This is a genomic window from Anabaena sp. EIM26 (assembly GCF_057568715.1).
In genome coordinates this window covers 4,120,001-4,141,081 of the sequence record NZ_CM172472.1, presented here as the reverse complement: position 1 = coordinate 4,141,081, position 21,081 = coordinate 4,120,001, and the positions used below count along the sequence as shown (strand labels likewise).

16 protein-coding genes are annotated in these 21,081 nt (G+C 39.4%); 10 read left to right on the top strand and 6 right to left on the bottom strand.

What is annotated here, in order from left to right; genetic code table 11:
- The first annotated feature begins 85 nt into the window (after positions 1-85).
- From AC012T_RS17875 to AC012T_RS17865, 3 genes are all read left to right on the top strand, one after another.
- Positions 86-652 carry a hypothetical protein gene (locus tag AC012T_RS17875; RefSeq protein WP_487060096.1) on the top strand — a complete coding sequence of 189 codons (567 nt, stop codon included), beginning with the start codon at positions 86-88 and terminating at the stop codon, positions 650-652.
- Between the two features lie 146 nt (positions 653-798).
- The gene (locus AC012T_RS17870) at positions 799-1,389 is read left to right on the top strand and encodes a hypothetical protein (protein ID WP_487060095.1); all 591 of its coding nucleotides are present in this window, start codon (positions 799-801) and stop codon (positions 1,387-1,389) included.
- A gap of 122 nt (positions 1,390-1,511) precedes the next feature.
- Entirely contained in the window at positions 1,512-3,038 is a 1,527-nt protein-coding gene (locus tag AC012T_RS17865) for a metallophosphoesterase (protein ID WP_487060094.1), read from the top strand.
- A gap of 195 nt (positions 3,039-3,233) precedes the next feature.
- On the opposite strand, the gene AC012T_RS17860 is transcribed toward AC012T_RS17865, so the two are convergent.
- A complete protein-coding gene (locus AC012T_RS17860) occupies positions 3,234-4,247 on the bottom strand; it encodes a hypothetical protein (protein ID WP_487066646.1) in 1,014 nt (337 codons plus the stop codon).
- Between the two features lie 231 nt (positions 4,248-4,478).
- Positions 4,479-5,309, bottom strand: a complete 831-nt coding sequence (locus AC012T_RS17855) for a FecR family protein (protein WP_487060093.1) — start codon at positions 5,307-5,309, stop codon at positions 4,479-4,481.
- 254 nt (positions 5,310-5,563) lie between these two features.
- On the opposite strand from AC012T_RS17855, the gene AC012T_RS17850 reads away from it, so the two are divergent.
- Complete coding sequence (locus tag AC012T_RS17850; RefSeq protein WP_487060092.1) at positions 5,564-5,845, top strand: WGxxGxxG family protein; 282 nt, start codon at positions 5,564-5,566, stop codon at positions 5,843-5,845.
- Positions 5,846-6,142: 297 nt separating this feature from the next.
- Here AC012T_RS17850 and AC012T_RS17845 read toward each other — a convergent pair whose 3' ends face one another.
- Both AC012T_RS17845 and AC012T_RS17840 read right to left on the bottom strand, forming a co-directional pair.
- Complete coding sequence (locus AC012T_RS17845) at positions 6,143-7,549, bottom strand: IctB family putative bicarbonate transporter (RefSeq protein WP_487060091.1); 1,407 nt, start codon at positions 7,547-7,549, stop codon at positions 6,143-6,145.
- A gap of 114 nt (positions 7,550-7,663) precedes the next feature.
- Positions 7,664-9,211 (bottom strand): GAF domain-containing sensor histidine kinase, encoded by a 1,548-nt coding sequence (locus AC012T_RS17840; protein ID WP_487060090.1) that lies wholly within the window; start codon positions 9,209-9,211, stop codon positions 7,664-7,666.
- A 402-nt stretch (positions 9,212-9,613) separates the two neighbouring features.
- Here AC012T_RS17840 and AC012T_RS17835 point away from each other — a divergent pair, with 402 nt between their 5' ends.
- The 5 genes from AC012T_RS17835 to AC012T_RS17815 all read left to right on the top strand — a co-directional run bounded on the left by AC012T_RS17835 (position 9,614) and on the right by AC012T_RS17815 (position 16,360).
- Positions 9,614-10,756: a DegT/DnrJ/EryC1/StrS family aminotransferase gene (locus tag AC012T_RS17835; RefSeq protein WP_487060089.1), complete on the top strand. Its 1,143-nt coding sequence runs from the start codon at positions 9,614-9,616 to the stop codon at positions 10,754-10,756.
- Positions 10,757-10,901: 145 nt separating this feature from the next.
- A complete protein-coding gene (gene crtB / locus AC012T_RS17830; RefSeq protein WP_487060088.1) occupies positions 10,902-11,804 on the top strand; it encodes a cyanoexosortase B in 903 nt (300 codons plus the stop codon).
- A 59-nt stretch (positions 11,805-11,863) separates the two neighbouring features.
- Complete coding sequence (locus AC012T_RS17825; protein WP_487060087.1) at positions 11,864-12,586, top strand: cyanoexosortase B system-associated protein; 723 nt, start codon at positions 11,864-11,866, stop codon at positions 12,584-12,586.
- Positions 12,587-12,618: 32 nt separating this feature from the next.
- Positions 12,619-13,989 carry a polysaccharide biosynthesis/export family protein gene (locus tag AC012T_RS17820; protein ID WP_487060086.1) on the top strand — a complete coding sequence of 457 codons (1,371 nt, stop codon included), beginning with the start codon at positions 12,619-12,621 and terminating at the stop codon, positions 13,987-13,989.
- Between the two features lie 184 nt (positions 13,990-14,173).
- Positions 14,174-16,360, top strand: a complete 2,187-nt coding sequence (locus AC012T_RS17815) for a GumC family protein (protein WP_487060085.1) — start codon at positions 14,174-14,176, stop codon at positions 16,358-16,360.
- Positions 16,361-16,883: 523 nt separating this feature from the next.
- Here AC012T_RS17815 and AC012T_RS17810 read toward each other — a convergent pair.
- Positions 16,884-17,600, bottom strand: coding sequence for a response regulator transcription factor (locus AC012T_RS17810; RefSeq protein WP_487060084.1), 717 nt, complete (start codon positions 17,598-17,600; stop codon positions 16,884-16,886).
- A 601-nt stretch (positions 17,601-18,201) separates the two neighbouring features.
- On the opposite strand from AC012T_RS17810, the gene AC012T_RS17805 reads away from it, so the two are divergent.
- A complete protein-coding gene (locus AC012T_RS17805; RefSeq protein WP_487060083.1) occupies positions 18,202-18,828 on the top strand; it encodes a CPP1-like family protein in 627 nt (208 codons plus the stop codon).
- Between the two features lie 431 nt (positions 18,829-19,259).
- On the opposite strand, the gene menD is transcribed toward AC012T_RS17805, so the two are convergent.
- Positions 19,260-20,981, bottom strand: a complete 1,722-nt coding sequence (gene menD / locus AC012T_RS17800; RefSeq protein WP_487060082.1) for a 2-succinyl-5-enolpyruvyl-6-hydroxy-3-cyclohexene-1-carboxylic-acid synthase — start codon at positions 20,979-20,981, stop codon at positions 19,260-19,262.
- Positions 20,982-21,081: the final 100 nt, after the last annotated feature.

Below are 21,081 nucleotides of genomic sequence, written 5' to 3'. Positions count from 1 at the left end.
TCACAAATGCGGGTTGGGAAAAGTCTAAATAATGTGGGGAAAAAATAACCACTGATTAAATTATACTCATCAAGGATTTGTGACGATGAAATCTCTAACTAGAGTTTTTGCTGCTTTCCTACTGGCTATAACCATCGCTTTCGGTGGTTTTTCAGGCAATGCCCATGCTCAGTCACCAGTGGGTGCTAACGTCAATGTTGCAATTGATGTTAATCAAACCATAGATCAAATTGTAGGGCTAATCACCTCGACACAAAAATTTCAAATGGTGATAGCTAATCAAACTGGGTCTACACTTACCCGTGTGGGTGGTTACAATAGTTTAGGAAATTGGGTTCTTGGTGATGTTCCTCCATTAACTGCTCAATATAGAGACTGGACAGAGAGTGGTGCTGGGTATTTTACATTTGCCTCTAACTATGCAGTTGGAAATACTGGAAGATATTTCCAATTTGGAGCTTCATGGCCTCCCGTAGGAAGAAGAAAAATTAATCTTTGCACCCGTAATGAGCAAGGCAATTCCCCAGCAGAACAGTGTTGGGATGAGATGTCTAATGCTGATGACAAAAATAAAGTCAATGGTCAGTTCACTGGTAGAGCCATGATGGGTAACAATAATGGCAGAGTTCAGTGGATATATCAAGTGAGATAACTTGATCTAAAAAGAGGTAGGTATTTTTTCTACCTCTTTTTTAGTAGTTGCTGAGTTTTTGCAAAGTTTGGATGCTTAATTTCACCAATGTCATTTTTTATTTGCGAAAAAATTATCATTTTGAGTTAACTAAGGATATATATTTCATGAAATCTCTAACTAAAATTTTTATTGCTTTATTGTTGAGTGTAACTATTGCCTTTGGTATTTTTAATAATCATGCTAATTCTTCACCTATAAGTTCTTTAGACCACGATCAAGCTAGCTCATCTGATGTACAACCACAAATTCTTCCTAATCAAACTATCGAAATACCAATGAGCATAACATATACAAGGATGGTTGAAATAGCTAACAAGACTCAATGTATTCTTAAACCTATAGGTGCTTACAATAAGTCTTTAGAATGGCCTCTAGGTGATATTGATTCATTGCGATTAGTCGCTGAAAGATTTAATAGTGATAGTTTTTCTTTTGCATCTAATTATCAAATTGATTGTGGGATAGGTAAAGAAAAAAGAAATTTACAATTTTCAACTTCGTTAGATACTGAAGGGAATAAAAAAATTAATATTGGAGTTATTAATCAAAATGGCAATCAGCCAGCAAAATTAACTTGGGATAAAATGACAGATACTAGTGATAAATCTCTCCTTAATCCTCCCTTTGGGGTTAATGCTTTTGTCAGACAAAGAGACCAGACATCAATCTGGCTCTTTGAAGTTGTAGAAAAATAATAACTTTTTTTATTGGTTTTTTCCTGTAAGTTGTGATAGAGAAAAATTTGCCCATAACTCAGAAAATTCACAAATGGGGCTGGTAAAACGTCTAAATAAACAGAGTTTTGTGTAAATAAATCATGTCGATAGATAAAATCGTTGTCTTGAGCGACGTACATATTAGCACAGATATTAAGACAAGCTGGTATCAAAAAAGCTTACATGAACCATACTTGTCAGCTATTCTAGACAATGTAATCCGTGAGGCTGACTCCATTCAAGAGCTAATTTTACTTGGTGATATATTCGATTTCTGGACTTTTCCCCCCAATCATCGTCCTCCAACCTTGACTGATATTATAAATGCTAATCCAAACATCTTGGGAATTGATGGCAAGCTCAGTCAGGTTTTAACGGCTTTAGAAGGAAGAGTAACTTACGTGAATGGCAACCATGACATGAATGTTACTCAAGATGATTTACGTCAAATTCAAAATTCATCAAATTACCAAATAAACTATTGTCAAGACCCAATTTACTATGTCAAGACTGCGGGAGGAAAAAAGATTGCCTTTACTCACGGGCATATTTTTACGATGTTTAATGCCCCCTACCTTGAGAGTGAGATTAAGCCTTTACCCGTAGGTTATTACATTACCCGCGCTGTGGCTTATATGTTGGATAAAACACTGCAACCTGGACAAACCGTTGCTGATTTACCAGATCAAGGCGCTCCTAATGGAATAAATTTATCTAGTATCCTCTCTGCATTACAATCCTTGATTAGCTCTGGCAATGTAGTATCTGTCCTTCTGGATCAAATCGCAGAAGTCACCAAAATACCAAAGAATGAACCGATTATCTTACCCAATGGTGAAACAAAGACGATAGAAGATGCGAAGATACTATACGCGAATTTGCAAAGGCAGTGGGTTGATAATTATGGTTTAACAACCACATTTAAATCAGCATATGCTGATTTAAATGGAACTTATATACCTTGGTTTGCCCAACAATCTGCTCTCACCTCTAACTCAGATTTGATTATTTTAGGACATACCCATTTCCCAAAACTAGGTATTAAGAATGGTTTAGTTGGGTATGCTAATAATGGTTTTCAATGTCCCTCATCTCCTGATATGGAGAATACGAAGAAAAAACAAGTAGTTACTTTCACAGTGGTTGATACAGATGAGTGCGAAGCTAGTGTTTATATGGTAGCTAAAGGTGAGGGTACTTCCTATAAAATTTCAGGTTATCCTGCTCCTACAGACAGCGTGATTAGTGAGGGAATGAAACCGCCGTCAATGGACTTTTCTTGTTATATCATCATTGACAACACCAAGGGAAATTCTCAACTGGATTTAACTGAATCCGAGGCTAAGAAGGGTTATTATGTCGTCAACCCCCCTATGCAGATTCTTCCAGGTGAAATTAAAAAGTTCTGGATACAAGATTATACGGGTGTATCTGGAACAGAGGGTATTGCTGTTTATGCAACAAGAAATGGTCAACCTCTGCATTTTTCCTATGCTTGTCCTACGGGTTTTTCTAGTAATAAATGTTCTGGTGCGAACTTCTACACTTGCAATGATGGGGTCAATTGGGGAAACCCAAATGAAATCAAAAAGCTGGGACATCCATTTTTTGTAAGGTTTGTCTTGTAATGTGATTGCTAGTTTTTACGCAGAAATTTGCGATCGCTGATCTTTCATCAAAGACATTTTACTTTTGAGCGATCGCCTGATCTTGTAGCGTGCGTTATTCAATTAACGCACCAACCATATCATTAAATTCGGTGGGTTACGCTGTCGCTAACCCACCCTACTTTTTAGCATTTAGGGAACACCAATACCCATTACCTAATTTGTCTCTTGAATCTGTAACCTGATGGTGTGTTCAGTTGCACCACTGAGTTGCAGTTCCATGATTTCACCACCAAGAGGTTCTATGCAAGTGAGGAGCGATCGCAGATTGGGTGTACTCGCACCAGTGTCAACATATAATCTATCTGCTAAATTACTGATTTTTTTCCAAGTCATATATAACTTGGCTATACCTTGTTCCATCTGGGATGCTTGATTTACCAAATCAGCAGCGATGCTTAAACAGCCAATTCTTTGCGCTTCTTCTAAAGCTGTTTCAATATCCACATTTTCCTCTGTCAACGCTTGGACTTGGGCCGCAGATTTGAGATATTTTCCTAGTTGGCGGGCTTCTGTGGTTGCTTGTTTGAGAGTATCAACATCAGGATTAGCGGCTATATCCCTTTGTAATGCCTTTTGGTGTGATTCTGGCAGTTTTTCCATTTCCTTGACCAGAGGGGCAATGTAGCGGGGTGGCAGGGTGTTATCTGCGGCTTTTTCCCTAACTTCCTCTGGTAATAAATCTGAGGACATAGCTGTCCATTCGTCGGTGAGTTGACGGACTTCTCTGCGGGTGATGCGATCGCCTTTTTGGGCAGCTTCACTCACCATTTGCTGCACTTCTGGAGCGGCTTTGGCTGTTTCTACAAAGGCGCGTTTACTAAAGTTATTGACACTACCTGGGTCAAGTTTGCCATCTTCAATTAAGGTATCAGCACTATTTGCGAGTTGAATCCAACTGTAGGCTTGAGTTTTACTAATTTCCCGTTCTTTGAGCCATTTGAGAAAACCAGCACCGCGTCCGTCACCGTTTTTTTTCTCTCGGTCACGGACTGAGCGTAAAATGCGACCACGCCAAATTTCTGTTTGTAAATCAAAGCGATCGCATACTTGCCAAGCTACATCTAGCTGCTGTAAAAAATCAGACTCCAGAATCTGTTCATCTTCTGGATCTGGTAGTTCAAAATCTAAATCTACTGGCTGTTGCAGTGCAGCAGCAAGGTCATTCATAGAGTCGGTATCTTGCACGATAGATAGCTGGTTGGTGTATGCGATTAGCTGATTGTGACAAACAATAAGCAGTTAAATATTATAGTTGAAAAACTTAAAATTACGTGAATTAGACAAAAACTCTAGACAAATACAGATCTTTAATCAACTTGTGCGGTTACACGGTGATAGGCTACGCCCGACCATAGGTCATCGCATCTCTCTTGTTTGACTTGATTTGATTCAGTAGCTTTAAGGAACAATTAATTCATAATCTTGTTTTTTACTTAAAGGTGTAGTTACTGTCACTGCAACACGCCGATTAGCAGGCATGGGGATGGTAACGTCAAATCTTCCACTCCGATCAGTAATCAGCGGTTGATTTAGCAACATGACCAAGTTAACTGGATCAACTTTAGCAACAACTCGGACTTGTTGATTTCTTCTTTCTTCCAGTACTTGCACATCTAATCTTGTATTATTTTGCAACGGCATAGGTACTGAAGGTGGTTCTCCAGGAATCACTATGGTCTGAAAGCCTTTATTTACATATACTCTTTGACCTTGAGCCGTTGTTGCTACACTACCTGTGAGAGTCGCTACCCCTGTTTTACCACTCGGTTGGACACTCACACCAAAGTCTGTCCCTCGCACGCCTGTAATCCCTGCTGGAGTCTGTATTTGCAAGGTAGAATCTTGATGTGTAAAGGAACGTATTTTCAGCCGTACCTGTCCACCTGTCACCTGTAGATTGGTAACGCGTCCACCCTGACTAGCTGTTTGGAGTTTTTGAATTTCGAGTTTTGTATTTTCTGCAACCTGAATAAAACCGATACCAGTATCTAGGGACAGCACACTACTCGAACGCTGGCCTGTGCTGATGCTATCTCCTACATTTTGTAGTTTTATGCCTATGCGAGCCGATTGGGAAATCTGTCCATTTTGGTAGGTGACATTTCCAGAAATACTGCGAACTTCTAAGTAGCGGTTGATTTTCAGTTGTAATCTTTTCTGAGCTAATACTTGGGTAATTGTTAATAGTCCCACAAATAATATGCTGAATAGCAGCCAGAGTTTTTTCATCAGCTAATTTCACCGCTAGTAAACCACCCATGTATCTAATTTACGCGATCGCTAAACCATTAAACCATTTATAATCAGCCACGGGGCGCTATCAGGTTTTTCAGCTTATTTTTTGATCTTGGGCAAGGTTGGTTAAATATATCCTCAGCCTGATTTAGAAATAAATCGAGTTTATAGCCGCAGATTGATTTAGCCCATTTTGGGAATAGATACAGTGGTGAATATCTGAAGTAGGATATAAGGCAATATTTACCATGACGAATAATTTAACCAAAACATTAGGCGTTGGGGTTCTGACTTTGACTATGGGAATTTTACCCTTAAGTTTCCGCGCACAAGCCCAAGTAACTCAACCTAGAACTGACACAGTTGCACCAAATAGGGTTGTGTATGACGATCGCGCTAATACTGATTGGGGTTGGCTAGGATTAATTGGTCTTTTAGGTCTAGCTGGGTTAGCAGGTAAAAAGCGTGACGAAGAACCAACTCGTTATCGTGACCCTAATACACCAGGGGCCAGCAGCTACAGGGACTAGTATCACCTGAGTTAGGAGTTAGGAGTTCGGAGTTAGGAGTTCGGTGTTCGGTGTTTCTTCTATGCCTACGGCACGGCTTCGCCGAACGGAGCTATGATTTTTAAGAGCGAGAGAATAAGGGTTTGAAACTCCTACTGGGGGGAGTTTTCCACAAATTATCTTATCTCGAACTCAGGTTACACCAATTAGCTATAAAAAAATAGTCAGTTGTCAGTGGAAATAATGCTGACAACTAGACTTATTTGCAAATGAATATCAAATCCTTATACAGGACTGATATCTAATTTCTGGATAATTCTACTGAACAACTCTAGATTGATTTGCTGGTTGAGTTAAAGGTTGCCAATAGCTGGCAATTAAGGCCACCATTAGCCACCACACAGTATTAACGGCTGGACGATACCAGACAGTATCGACGGTTCCGTGAGCGAGCATACCCAGTAAAGTAGCGATCGCCCCAATAATCCAAAATCCTTCCACACTTCTAGATTGCCGTAACTTTTGCAGTTGTACAAATGCCGTATTAAAAGTAACAATTACTAACCAGAGAAAACTAGCTAAACCCAAAAAGCCAGTTTCTACGAGCGTTTCTAAAAAAATTGAATAGGCACTCAAAGCTGTATATCGGGGTTGTTGGTAGAGAGGGTAAACCTTGTTAAATGAATGGTGTCCAGGTCCAATACCAATAATTGGGCGATCGCCTATCATCTTAAACACAGCATCCCAAACATAACGACGGAAATTATTACTACTATCTTGACGGTCTGCAAAAATGCTCACAACTCGCAAACGCACAGGCTCGACAAAAATCACAGCCAGCACCAACACCCCAATCAAACCTCCCACAATAATTGGTAGTGACCAAGTCCGCCAAAATGGTGGCATTTCCATACTCCACCAATAAACTAACAATGCCATCGCCGTCAAAAGTGCCACTACTAAAGCAATCCAGCCGCCACGACTATAAGTAAGAACCAAACAGGAAGTGTTGACAACAAACATTGTTGCAGCTAAAGCTTTCTTCAACCAACCATGCCAAGCAAAAATTGCCACCAAGCTTAAAACTACGGCTGGTGTTAGGTATCCTGCCAGTAAATTGGGATTACCCAAATAACTATAAACCCTAGTCGTCTTAGATAGAGCCGACTCTGGATCAACCCAAGTTGCTAGTGCTTTAGCACCAAAAAACCATTGTCGAATCCCATAGACACTGACAATTAGGGATATGTGTAAATAAACAGTGATCAGCCAAGACCGAAGGCGGGGAAATCTCAGCACCCTAGCGCAGACAGTAAAGAGTAATAAATAGAGTGTTAATGTTGCCAAGTCATTCAATGCTGCTTTTTTGACTGGGGATAGGGCTGTAGCGATCGCGGCTATTCCCCAATACAGCAATACCAACAGATGAATAGGAGTGACAGAAGCTGCATTTACAGAAGTAGTTTCATCAGATAAAGTCAGCAACAGCCAAAATCCTATACAAGCCACCATTAATACCAGCATTAAACTACTGGAGACAAAAGGCGCAAAACCATAGACCAGGCTGAGAAGAGCCGCCGCTATTGTATCTCCCCACTGCATCAAAATACTAGTTTGCCGCCAAGGACGTAAAATCCCGACTATCAAACGATGCAAATAACTCGTAGACAGATATTCCTTCAGCGGTAAAGAGGATAAAGTAAATTTTTGCCAGACTAAATTCATAAACAACGTCGTCACCAATTAGCACTTATATGCAGAACTTGGCTTTTATGATAATGCCGGTCGTTATCCAAAGATCACAACTGAGATTAGCAATTGAAAAATTGTTCCTTGTAATTAGGTTTCATTATTAATTAATTGTCGGGGTTTCGCCGCTTGCAGTGGCAAAGAAATCACATAGCGGTATCCTGAATCTAGTGAACCTTGTATTGAAATATGTCCTCCATGAAGTTCTGCTAGATGACAGCTAAGTAACAAACCTATTTTTTCACGAGATCGATGACCAGATAAATTAGCTAAATCCTGATCTGAAGCATTAACCAGTATACCTAGTTGCTCATCAATCAAATTTTGTGATGTATTCAATCTTTTTGGCAAATTCTCCTGATTATCGGCAGCAAGATTATACTTGTCCTCTCTACCGACTATTTCTAATATTGACAAGGAATCAGTGTGTACGTAAGGGTCAATTTCAGTAATTCCATCTCCCAAATAGGGATGAGAGACCCAAACGGTAATACAGAGTGTATCTTCTCTGCCAGAAATATGAACACGAATAATGCTACCTGTAGCAGAAAGTTGAATCACGCTAAATAACAGGTGATACAAAATTTGCCGCACCTTATCTTTATCTAAAGGCCAAATGCGATTGCGTCCTGGCTCTATAGACAAACGAATATCTTGATCACGACGGACAGCTACTTCTGCTAGTGTATATATGGCTTGTTGACATAGCATTTCAATATCCACAGAAACTAAGTTCAGCACATCCGAAGCATCACTTATTGTTCCTAGTTCAGTAATTTCATTCACCAAAGAAAGCAAATACTTGCCACTGTGTTGAATAATCTCTAGATATTCTCGCTGCTTAGTTGTCAAAGGACCATAAATCTCCCGGCCGAGAACACCAGCCATACCCAGTACAGATGTTAAAGGTGTACGCAACTCTTGAGTTAATTGGCCTAAGAGTTCTAGTTTAAGTTGCTGAGTAGAACCAGAGGCTGTTTCTAGAATTGGTGGGGAAATTTTGAGGTCAATAATCTGTTCTTCTGAAAATGGCAAACTAGAAATGCTTCTAATATTGCTTTTTGGTGATTTCCCCTGTAACAAACGATTACGCTCAAATTCACTCATACTCCAACGAGCGATGATTTGCAAAAACTCAATGTCTCGCTCTGTAAAATCACGTGGTTTGCGATCCATCACTGCTAATGCACCTAAGCAATATCCAGCAGCATCAATCAATGGCGCTCCTAAGTAGGAACGAATGCCATACTTCTGCACCAAATCGCTGGTAAATATTTCTGTATCTATGTTGTTTTTGGTATCATTAATGACTACAGTTTGTGAGCTTTCTACCACTTGTGTGCAGAAGGACTCTCGACGTAATAATTGACGATTTTTTGCCAAATTATTCATCAGTCCTAATCTTGATAAACCCACCGATGACTTGAACCAGTGGATTTCTTGATCTATAAATCCCAAAATGGAAATTTCGGCTTCCAAAAAGTGGGCAGCGGTTTGAGTGGCTTCTTCAAATATCGGAATGGTTTCTAATTGTCGTAAACCTAACTCTGTCAAGACTTTTAGGCGTTTTTGCTCTTGGATTTCTAAAGAATTCCAACCATCATCAGGGGCAAATAATTTATTTTCAGGTTCTATCATCACCAGTACTACCTTGATAATCTTTCGATACGGTCAATTTTATAACCACTATCATGTGGTTATTATTTTCTATTTCTCAGCATTCCCCAATTTCACCTCCGATCAACAGGTTGGGCAAAAAAATTTTTACTTGCTTTCAGGAGTTGGTGAGAGAATCTCTAGAATTAGTAGATACTAGTGCTAAAAATATTACTTAAGTAGAGAAATTTTACTAAGGATAATATATCAGTGAGTTATAGTTTTGCATCGTCAAACCTGTAGTAATGGGGTTTCTTTATGAGTGTTAACCCAGGTTCAACTGAATTGCTAAAACAAAAGCTGTGTGTGAAATTGAAAATGTAATACATTTTGTGAGATAGTATGTTGCTACTGAATTTTTGATACTACCAGGACAGAAATAAAATGACTATTAAAGTTCCTTTTGTAGACTTAAATTTACAACATCAGCCGATTCAAACTCAGTTGCAACAGGCGATTCAGGATGTATTGGCAAAGGGAGATTTTATTTTAGGACAAGCTGTATCCGATTTTGAAGAAGCGTTTGCAGCGGCATCTGGTACGGAGTATGGAATTGGTGTGGCATCTGGAACTGATGCGATCGCTCTGGGACTGCAAGCTTGTCACATTGGTGCTGGTGATGAAGTCATTTTACCAGCTAATACTTTTATCGCCACACTGATCGGTGTGGTTAGTGCTGGTGCTACACCAATTTTAGTAGATTGTGACCCCCAAACAGCTTTAATTGACTTGGAAGCAGCCTCTAAAGCCATTACACCCCGCACCAAAGCCATTATTCCCGTACATCTATATGGTCAAATGGTATCACCAAGCGAATTATTAGACTTTGCTGATACTCATAAAGTGCTAATTTTTGAAGATGCAGCCCAAGCACATTTGGCAGAAAGAGAAGGATATAAAGCAGGTTCGGTGGGTATGGCCGCAGCCTTTAGTTTCTATCCCAGCAAGAATTTAGGGGCTTTTGGGGATGGGGGAATGGTAATAACACGAGATGCAGACGTAGCGGCAAAAATGCGCCGGTTGCGAAATTATGGCTCATCTCAAAAGTATGTGCATCTTGAACCAGGTACTAACAGCCGTTTAGATACCCTACAAGCAGCAATATTACACCAAAAATTACCTCATTTATCTGGGTGGAATAGCGATCGCTTTACCATTGCTAAACAGTATAATATAGAACTAGAACCATTAGACTCTGCTGGTGTTATCCCTATGGTTAACCAAAGTGGCACAGGACATATCTATCATCTCTATGTCATCAAAATTGATGATTCTTGTCCCCTAAAACGTCAGCAACTACAAGACAAACTAACAGCGGTCGGAATTCAAACAGGTATTCATTACCCAATCCCCTGTCATCTTCAACCCGCATTTAGCCAATTAGGTTATCAACAAGGAGACTTTCCCCAATCAGAAAAATTATCTAAACAAATATTATCCTTGCCCATGTACCCCGGCTTGAAAAATAGCCAAATTCAAGAAGTTGTAACTGCTATTTTTTCAAGCTTGAACATCGCCAAAAAATGAGATGAACTTAAATTTTATTTGCACTAACAACTACAACAAACACTATTCACGGCAAATTTTAATAGTGAATTTTGGGTTGGAATGTGAAAACTAATCTCGATCATCCTTTCATCCTTAAATCCTGATTTAATTGTGCATTAAAATTATGGAACTCCAACAACAAATTAAAATCCGCAGTACAGGCCAATTGTTAAATTTAGGCATTTTAATAATTTTCTTCCTGCTTTATGCTCCGATATTGCTACATTGGTTAGATGGTTGGTTACACAAAAGTATCAGTATTGAACATGAATATTTCAGCCACGGTATTATCGGTTTACCATTTGCTGGTTATATCGCTTGGACAAATCGGAAAAAGTGGCAACGGTTGCCCGATTCGTCCCATCCTGTTAGCATCGGCTTATTAATAATAGGCGTATTTTTTTATCTCAGTGGTGTATCCGAATGGGTTAACCTGTCCTTACCTACCATACTAGCCGGACTATGCTTATGGTTCAAGGGCATACCAGGCTTACGATTACAAGGTTTTCCCTTATTGCTAGTGTTCTTAGCTACCCCGACAGCATTACCTTACATAATAGCCCCCTATACCTTTCCTCTACAAAGCTTTATAGCTGGTACAGCAGCCTTTATCCTCAATCAATTTGGCATGAACGTCATAGTAGATGGAATCAACCTCTACGTAAATGGACGAATTGTGGAGGTAGCTCCCTATTGTGCAGGGTTGAAAATGTTATTTACTACCCTCTACGTCAGCTTAATATTACTTTATTGGACAGATACCATATCTTCACGACGCATAACAGTCTGGTTTTTATCTATTGCTGTTGTCATTAGTGTGACAGCCAATATTATTCGTAATACCTTATTGACTTTTTTTCACGGTACTGGCAACGAAGGAGGCTTTTCATGGCTGCATGAAGGTTGGGGTGGCGACCTCTACTCTGCTTGTATGCTGTTATTACTAGTACCTTTACTAAATTGGATGAATAGTTATTTTTCAGAACAAGCACCAATTGATTTAGACGAGAAAGCCGAAAAAGCATAAAAGAAATATTTTCTCGTTTTATCTAGTACAATCCTGTCTAAGTGTTGGAAATTTTACTAATGATTTCCTTATCCAAATTTTTCAAAAAACAACAATGGAATCAGGTAGCAGTGTTAATTTTACTGCTACTGCTGTTAGGAGTGGGAGCAGTTCCTGGATACCTAACAGGAAAGTGGCAATGGAAGCAGCCACCACCAGTTACTCAACTCAAGCAGTTGAAAAACATCCGTAAAGTAGGATTAAGTATTCCTGGGTGGCAAACTATTCAACAGTCAGAAACCCAAATAGGTGAACATAAATGGTCATTGCAAACACTCAAGCAACAAGATCAGTCGGTTGAAGCCATACTGCTTTTGCTGCCGCAAAATGGGCCCAGAGATCAACCAGAAGTAGAGTGGACAGACGTTAGTGGTTGGGGCAAGTCAAGTTGGGGAAAGTGGGATATAGCTCAATATCGGGCTGCTGAATTTACTGTTAAACAACCATCTAGTCCAGAAGCAAATGCCACTATCAAAGTTAAGGCTAGGTTCTTTCGGGCAACAACACAAAAATCAACTTTTGCTGTCTTACAATGGTACGCAATGCCAAATGGTGGAACTTCATCACCAGTAAACTGGTTTGTTGCAGACCAAATGGCACAATGGCAGCAAAAGCGTGTTCCTTGGGTGGCTGTGAGTATTCTGATACCAATAGAGCCTTTTGGACAAGTGGAAACATCTTGGCAGCAACTTCAGTCTCTCGGTGAAACAGTGCAATCCGCATTGATGTCTGTAGCTCTGTAAAGTATTCTATTTAACCAACTATAACTGTATCGATGTTGATAACGTCCAGTTCTCATATACGTGCATTCAGCGCCCTGTTTTTGATTACTCTTCAGGTAGGTATTGACTTATCAGTATCTATAAAACCTGTTATGTCTCAAAATTTACTATTATTAGAACAATCACCAGAACAAGTTCCTCAGCCTCCAGCAAGTTTTGAGGTGATGCCTCCCAGTGAAAATGATGAAATTTCACCGCAATTCAACCGTTATCTCTTAGGTATAGGAGATACAATCAGCGTGATAGTTCAGCGACCCCCTGGTCTATACCGCTTAGGAATTGGAGATTCTATTGGTGTGACGGTGCAGCGATTTCCAGATTTAAGTTTTCAAGCTGCTATTAATCCAGAAGGCAATATTGTCGTACCACTATTGGGAGTACTTTCTTTACAAGGTTTAACTTTGCAACAAGCAGAGGCAAAAATTCGCACTGGCTTAAATCGTTATGTTATTGACCCCATTATATCCTTATCACTAACTGGGCAACGTCCAGATTTAAGTTTCCAAGCGGCAATTAGTCAAGATGGTAATATTGTCATTCCACAAGTAGGGAAAGTTTCTATACTAGGCTTGAGTGTGGAAGAAGCCCAAGAAAAAATTCGCTTGGCTTTAAGCAGTGTTACTACAGATCCTGTGGTGGTAACTTTAGCACAGATGCGCCCAGTTCAAGTTACTATTACGGGAGAAGTATTTCGTCCTGGAATTTATTCTGCTAGTTCGGGAATGCCACGAATTACTGAGATTTTACCTTTAGCAGGGGGGTCAACTTTGACCGCAGACCTGCGAAAAGTGCAAATACGTCGTCAGCTAACTGATGGTTCTATAATTTCACAAAATCTTAACTTGTATGCTGCCTTGCAAAATGGTGGTTCACCCCCTAATTTACGCTTACAAGATGGGGATGCAATCATTGTACCGCGCCGTGAAATTGGTACTGATGACGGTTATGATCGCAAGTTGGTGGCACGTTCAACTTTAGCTATTCCTCAGATTAAAGTCCGAGTTTTAAACTATGCCGCAGGAGGAATAGCAACTCAATCTTTGCCTAATGGGAGTACATTTATAGATGCTTTGGGGGGTATTCGTCTCGACACTGCTAATCTTCGGGATATTGCTCTTGTTCGCTTTGATCCTGAACAGGGTAAAGCCGTTACTCAAAGACTTGATGCTAAAAAGGCACTCGCAGGTGATAATTCTCAAAATGTGGCACTTCAAGATAATGATGTGATAGTTGTTGGTAGAAATTTGGTTGGGAAAATTACTAATTTATTGAATACTATCACGCAACCGTTTTTTAATGTGCAATCATTTCTAAACTTTTTCCAAAACTTTGGGGGAGGATTATTCGGTGGTGGTTCAAATTAAAAATTTATTTAAACCTCGTCCAAGTTGAGAACTGGAGTTTTTTAAAAGGGAACAGAGAAGAGTATAGGATTTAGAAACAAAACCCGATGAAGAAAAAACTATTGGTTTCAAAGCAGATGTGGTTTAGCAGCCAGAGTTTATAACTCATAAATAATAAGTAATAACTAATGATTAATTAAATGCTATGACACCACCAATTATTAAACGCTATCTTATTGCTTTTGAAAAATACAAGTGGGTTGGACTAGCTAGTTTTGGTCTAGTGGTAATAGGTTCCACAGTAGTTGCTATACAACCAGATCCACCAGTCACTTATATGGCCGAATCTGCGTTGACATATAATACACCAACCGTTTCTTTCTCAAAAACTGGTAGTGAAATTCAAGCACAGGGGAAAGAACTAACACCAGAAGTTTTACTATCAGATCCAGTCATTGAGACAGTAGCAGCAAAAGTAAAGACTAACCCAAAAACTATTGCTAAAAATGTAGTAATTAAATTTCCAAGTAGAAATAAATTAGGAGAATTAGAATCTACATCAATCATCATGAAGTATGTAGATAGCGATGCCAATAGAGCTAAAGATGTATTGCAAGAATTGATGAAAGGAATAATTCAGTTAAGTAGCGAGATTAATACTGGACGATTAAAGGCGATTATTCAAAAAATTAATGAGCGCTTGCCAGAATTTAAGCAAGAACTCCAAGCTGCTGAAAATAAACTAGAAGAATATGATCGACGGGAAAGAACAGCGATTTTAGCAGCAGAAAATGGTAGTTTGCTGAGTGGGATTAGTGCTAGTCAAAATCAGCAAAGAGGAATTCAGCTAACTATTTCTGGAATTGATGCTCAACTTCGTTCTTTGGAAGATAAGTTGGGGTTAACCGTTGGACAGGCTTATGTTTCTTCTGCTTTGAGTGCTGATCCAATTATTGCTAATTTGCGATCGCAAATTTATCAAACTGAGTCACAAATCGCCGTTCTCCGCAAGGATTTACGACCTGAACACCCGACAATGATTCAGTTAAAGCGTCAAAAAGAAGCTTCTGAAGAATTACTGCAACAACGTGCTGCGGAGGTTTTAGGTGGTGGTGGTCTTGCGGCTCCACTTCGGGGGAACGTGACAGGTATTCGCACCCAAAGTAGCTTAGATCCCACGCGTCAGGCATTAGCTAACCAAATGGTAGCTTTACAAACCCAACGAGAGACGCTCGAACAACAACTCAAACAGCAAATTCAACAAGAGGCACAATTACGTCGAGAATATTCTCTCATACCTAATAAGCAATTAGAGCGATCGCGCTTGGAACAGTCTGTTGGTCTTAAAAAAGCTATCTATGACCAAATGCAAGCCAAGCTAACAGATGCTCAAGCTGCAGAAGCAGAAACCGTCAGCAGTTTCACGATTGCTAGACCACCCATAGCTACTAACGTTGCTGTTCCACTCAAGAGTATACCTACAACCTTAGCTATCGGTGCTTTCTTGGGTGCTGTCATTGGTAGTGGTGTAATATTTTTGCTGGGTTCACTGGAAGGAACTTTCAAGACCAAGGAAGATATCCGCGAAAGTCTCAAGGAACGGGAAGTTTTACTATTGGGAGAATTGCCTTTGATGCCAGTTGATGATTTGGCTCCAGAAGCTTTACCTGTACTACTTTTTCCAGATTCTCCCTATTTAGAGTTTTATGAAAAGTTTCGCAGTAACTTGCGCCGGATTGGCGGCAATGACGTTAAAGTGATATTGATTACCAGCGTCAGCAGCCAAGAAGGTAAAACCGTGAGTGCTTACAACTTGGGGATAGCTTCCGCACTTGCTGGTAAAAGAACATTGATTATTGAAACAGATTTGCGATCGCCCTCCCAGGCTGCATCGCTGAAAGTAGCTGCCGATTCCTATGCCACGGTTGAACCATTGGTTTATTATTCCAGCCTGAGTGACTGTATTCGCTTAGTTCCTGATGTAGAAAATTTATACATTATTCCCAGCGTCGGACCTGTTCGTCAATCTGCCGCTATCATCGAATCAAGCGAAATGCGCCGCCTGATGGAAGATGCACGAGAACGTTATGATTTAGTAATTTTAGACACAAATCCTCTCAGCATTTCCAATGATCCGTTATTAATTCAACCCTATAGTGATGGTATCGTGCTAGTCGCCCGACCTAACTATACACAAGAAAATATGCTCGGAGAAGCCATTGATCAGCTGGTAGAAGCTGAGTTAGGGCTGTTAGGAGCTATTATTAATGGTGCTGATATCAGAGTTTCCATACCTGAAGAAGTGGTAGAATTTTCCTTTTCTGAACCTGAATTAGAACTGGAAGTAATAGAGCAATCAGGAGACATATCCACTATTTTGGGTAAACGTTAATAATATTACCGACAGTACACTTCGTATTTACAAAATGTCCCGAAGGGATACACTACACTTTGTTTCTTATAGTTATAGCTTACGTGATGACTTAGGAGTCATCCGCCACGCTACGCTATAAGAATGAAATTGGGCATTTCTTTTTGTGGAGTTCTCTAAGAGTATTCCAAATAAAAAATGTCCAATTGTCATTGCTTCATCCAGCTGTGCTAATTGATTTTTGGGAACACTCTTACAGCAGTTTGCGTAGTTAGGAGGTACAAAATCTAAGTTGAAACCTATACACAAAGCCAGTTTTACTTCTGACTCCTGACTGGTCACTGAGCTTGTCGAAGTGCTGACTCATGAATTCTGCTGTAATGTCAGATTATGCTAGAGAAATTTACCATTAGCCATGCCAGAGCCAAAGACAATCGTGAAAAAATTGATAACGCAGGCAGGATAACGGTAATTACCCTTTCAGATGCACAGTATTGTACTCTTTAGCTGATTTTTAAAGAGTCAAGATTTGCAAAACTCTAGATTAGGATTGAACTTCTTGTTGCGGATGAGTAGGACATTCAAACTTGTACCCTACACCACGCACAGTCTGAATTAATGCAGGCTGACTAGCATCAATTTCAATCTTCTTGCGAATTTGACCGATATGGACATCCACAACTCGCTGATCACCCACATATTCATAGTCCCAGACCTCTTGGATGAGTTCTGCTCGCCGCCAAACTCGACCTGGATGACTGGCTAAAAAATGTAACAAGTCAAATTCTAAAGCAGTTAAAGGTACTGTTTCGTCGTTAAGTGTAACTTCCCTCCGTACAGGATCAATCATCAGCTTTTCAAAAATGAGGCGTTTTTGTTCTGCGGTAGTTACAATTCGCTGCCGCCTCAAAATAGCTGCTACTCTTACTTCTAGCTCTCCCAAACCAAATGGCTTCGTGAGATAGTCATCAGCACCTTTAGAGAAACCGCGAATTTTGTCGGCTTCATCTGTCCGGCTAGTTAGCATGAGTACAAAAACGCCGTTACGACTTTGCATCTCTTGACAGAGATTAAAGCCGATGACATCTGGTAAATTTACATCTAGGATTACCAAGTCTGGGTTAAATTGCTCAAATAGAGCCAGGGCTGCCTTACCATCTTCGGCAGCTTCCACTTGATAGTTCTGTTTAATCAAAAAGCGTTGGATTAAATTCCGAACCGCAGGGTCGTCATCAACTACAAGAATCTTGGCAGGAGCCATGATCATCACTTTACATAAAAATTCATAGGATTAACAAGGGGAATTGTGTAAAAACACAGTTTACACTTTGGCCGTAATTAGGAATCTACAGGGTCTAGTTACGAGTATCCTGATTATTCACAGTGAACTGTAGTCATAATTATGAACAATGTAGGCACCAATCTTCCGGTAATCAGGTCTGCAATTCAGTATATACACTAAATGGTTGTTCCGATCCTATTTGTAGCGTTTTGTCTCAAGAGAACACAGTGTGACCAGTAAGATATAATTTTAAAACATCCTCTCAAAGTAAGATTTAGTGATACAACTCAGACCTCTGTAGCTTGCTTGCAGTAAGGTGGATACCCGTGCAGGATATATTTTTTACTACTATGGTAAGTAAAGCCATAGCTACTCAGCAAGTTGATGATATACACAGTGTTATAACAATATGTTAAACTATCCATAGTTAAAATTCCTGGGTCAAACAAACTAACCCGTGCTAATATCCTGTTAAAGGATGGGAATAAGTTGGGACAAATATTTGGAACAACATAGACCCAGGTTAGTGTTCTAGTAAACGAAAAACTGCTGCTTACCAAGGCCGAAGTAACAAATTGCCATGAGCGATCAAAATCCCTACGAAAAACTTGGGGTATCAGAAGATGCTAGTTTTGATGAAATTCAGGACGCTCGCAATCGCCTGTTGGAGCAACATGGTGTTGATGGCAAGGGTCTAGAACTAATTGAATCAGCTTATGATGCGATTTTAATGGAGCGCCTACGGATGCGTCAAGAAGGTAAAATTAAAGTACCTGAGCGTATCCGCTTTCCAGAAATGCGATCGCAATCTCCTCAGAAAGAAAGTCCTACCCCTCGTGAGCAGTCACCTGCATGGCTGCAAAGAATGTTGGATCAACCAAGTTTACCTGATGTGCTATTACCAGGAGCTTGGTATCTGAGTTTAAGTGCTATTTGTTTGTTTTACCCTGCTGCTAGAGATCAGGTTCTACAACTGTCATTAGTAGTTGGCGTAGGAGTTAGTATTTATTTTCTCAATCGTAAGGAAAACAAATTTGGCAGAGCCGTATTATTCACACTAGGAAGTCTAATTATTGGTTTAATATCAGGGGGACTAATAGCCACCTGGATATTACAGCAAATGCCATTTATAAACGTGACATCAAATCAGTTTTCTACTGTTTTAACGTTTATATTGATGTGGATAATTAGCAGCTTTCTGCGTTAGTGATTTAAAGTTTGATACTTGATATCTAGTTCGCTAAAATCAAATTTATCAGCTATCAGTAAAAATTTTTTCTAATGTGTGTGAGCAACTTTTCAATAAAATAGACTCCGTAAAGCTCGTTAGTAATGCGATATTAATCAATATTGTATTGTTTAGATTATCCAATAAACATCGTCCAAGTTGAGAACTGGATTTTTTCACAAGGGAACCCTTAGACTCGCTCAGGGCATCGCAGGCAACAGTATAGTGTATTTAGGAATAAAATCCCATTAGCAAAAAACTATGGGTTTCAACGCTGACCCAGTTGAGATTTATTTTTATCAAAAAAATCGGTTTAGATGAAGAATAAAACAATATTGAATGGATTAACAATTTATAGATAAAATTTAGTAAATAAAGATGAATATTTTATCAATTGGCTTTCAAAATAATTATGACAATCTTGTTAAATTGTCTTTCCTCCATTGAGCATCAAATTTCCTATTTGTTCTTACCTCTAAAACCCTTATCCCTATTTTTGGTAATGTTTGTAACCTTTCTTGCAATTGTTTACAGGAATTAATAAACTCATATTGTACACCATAAGTAGCGCATAACAGAGAAAAATCAATATCCTGTGGCGTAGCAAAAAATTTCTCAAAAAGTGGGTCAAATTTAGCAATTGGCAACAGTTCAAAAATTCCTCCCCCATTATTATTAATTAAAATAATTGTCAGGTGTCCCAGAAATTTTTTGCTAATTAAAAACCCATTCGTATCATGCAGTAGGGCTAAGTCTCCTGTCAACATTACGCTACTTTGTTGAGTATGTGATACTCCTAAAGCAGTAGAAAGAGTACCATCAATACCATTTGCACCCCTGTTAAAATAAGGACTTATTCCTAAATTATTCGGTTTCCAAAAAAATTCTATATCTCTTACTGGCATACTATTAGAAATAAATAAAGGTGTCCCTGGTGGAAGATGTTGAGAAATTAACCAAGCGATTTTACTTTCAATTAATTCATCTATATTTTTAAAAGTTTGGTCAATATTTTTTCTGACTTTTGCCTCAGCTTGACACCATTGATCTAAATATTTATTTTCCCCACATTTTCCCCTTTCCTCATCTTTTAATCTCCCAATATCTTCTATAGATATCCTTAAATGTGTCGTTTTTCCATGTAAAGGGTCTAAATTTTGAGAACAACTATCAATTACCCAATGTTGAGGTTTAGTAGAAATCAACCAATTACGCAATTCTTTACTAGTTGGCATTTCTCCTATTTGAATTACAATCTTTGGTATTAATACTTCGGCAAGTTGCTGATTACGTAAAATGATGTCGTAGGTAGAAATTAAATAGGGATTGAAGTCTGCATAATTTCTGACTGGGGAGAGTCCCTCCGCTAGAACAGGCCAGTTGAGTGTTTGGGAAAGGTGTGCGATCGCTCTACAATATTCTTGAGGTTGCTTAGGTTGGGCTACACCAGCAATAATAATACCCCTTTGACATTGCTGCCATTCTTGGGGAATAGGGAATGGGGAATGGGGGATAGGAAATGGGGCAACTATCCCAGCAAAAAATTCTTCTAAATCTAATGTAAAATTTGTACCATCGGCAATAGGTGCGAGAGGGTCACGGAAGGATATATTTAAATGTACTACCCCTCCCGTAGGAAATTGGCAACGTTCCCAAGCATGAATTACCGTTTGCCTAAGATAACTTAACATTCCTGTATCTGCGATAGGTACAGCTAACTCTGTTTGCCAGTTGGGATAATTACCATATAATTTCACTTGGTCGATAGTTTGCCCAGAATGACACTCCCTTAATTCTGGCGGTCTATCAGTGGTTAATATTAGTAAAGGAACACGACTTTCTTTAGCTTCAATTACAGCAGGGTAAAAGTTCGCTCCTGCTGTTCCCGAAGTACAAACTAATACTACAGGTTTTTGGGTTGCTTTTGCTTGTCCCAGTGCAAAAAAAGCCGCAGAACGTTCATCTAAAATCGGAATAGCTTCAATATCTGGTGCTTGTTTGGCAAAAGCCACAGTTAACGGTGTGGAACGAGAACCCGGACAAATGACAGCACAGCTTAAACCCAAACGTTTGAGGGTTTCCGTTAATACATAAGACCAAAGTTGATTAAGATTATGAAAATTAAGCTGCATTAAATTAATATATAGCAGTATGCACTTTAGTCAGATACACTTCAGTAAATTGCAAAACCCGTAAGGGCAGGGTTTCACCGTCCTCGATTGTATTCCACTA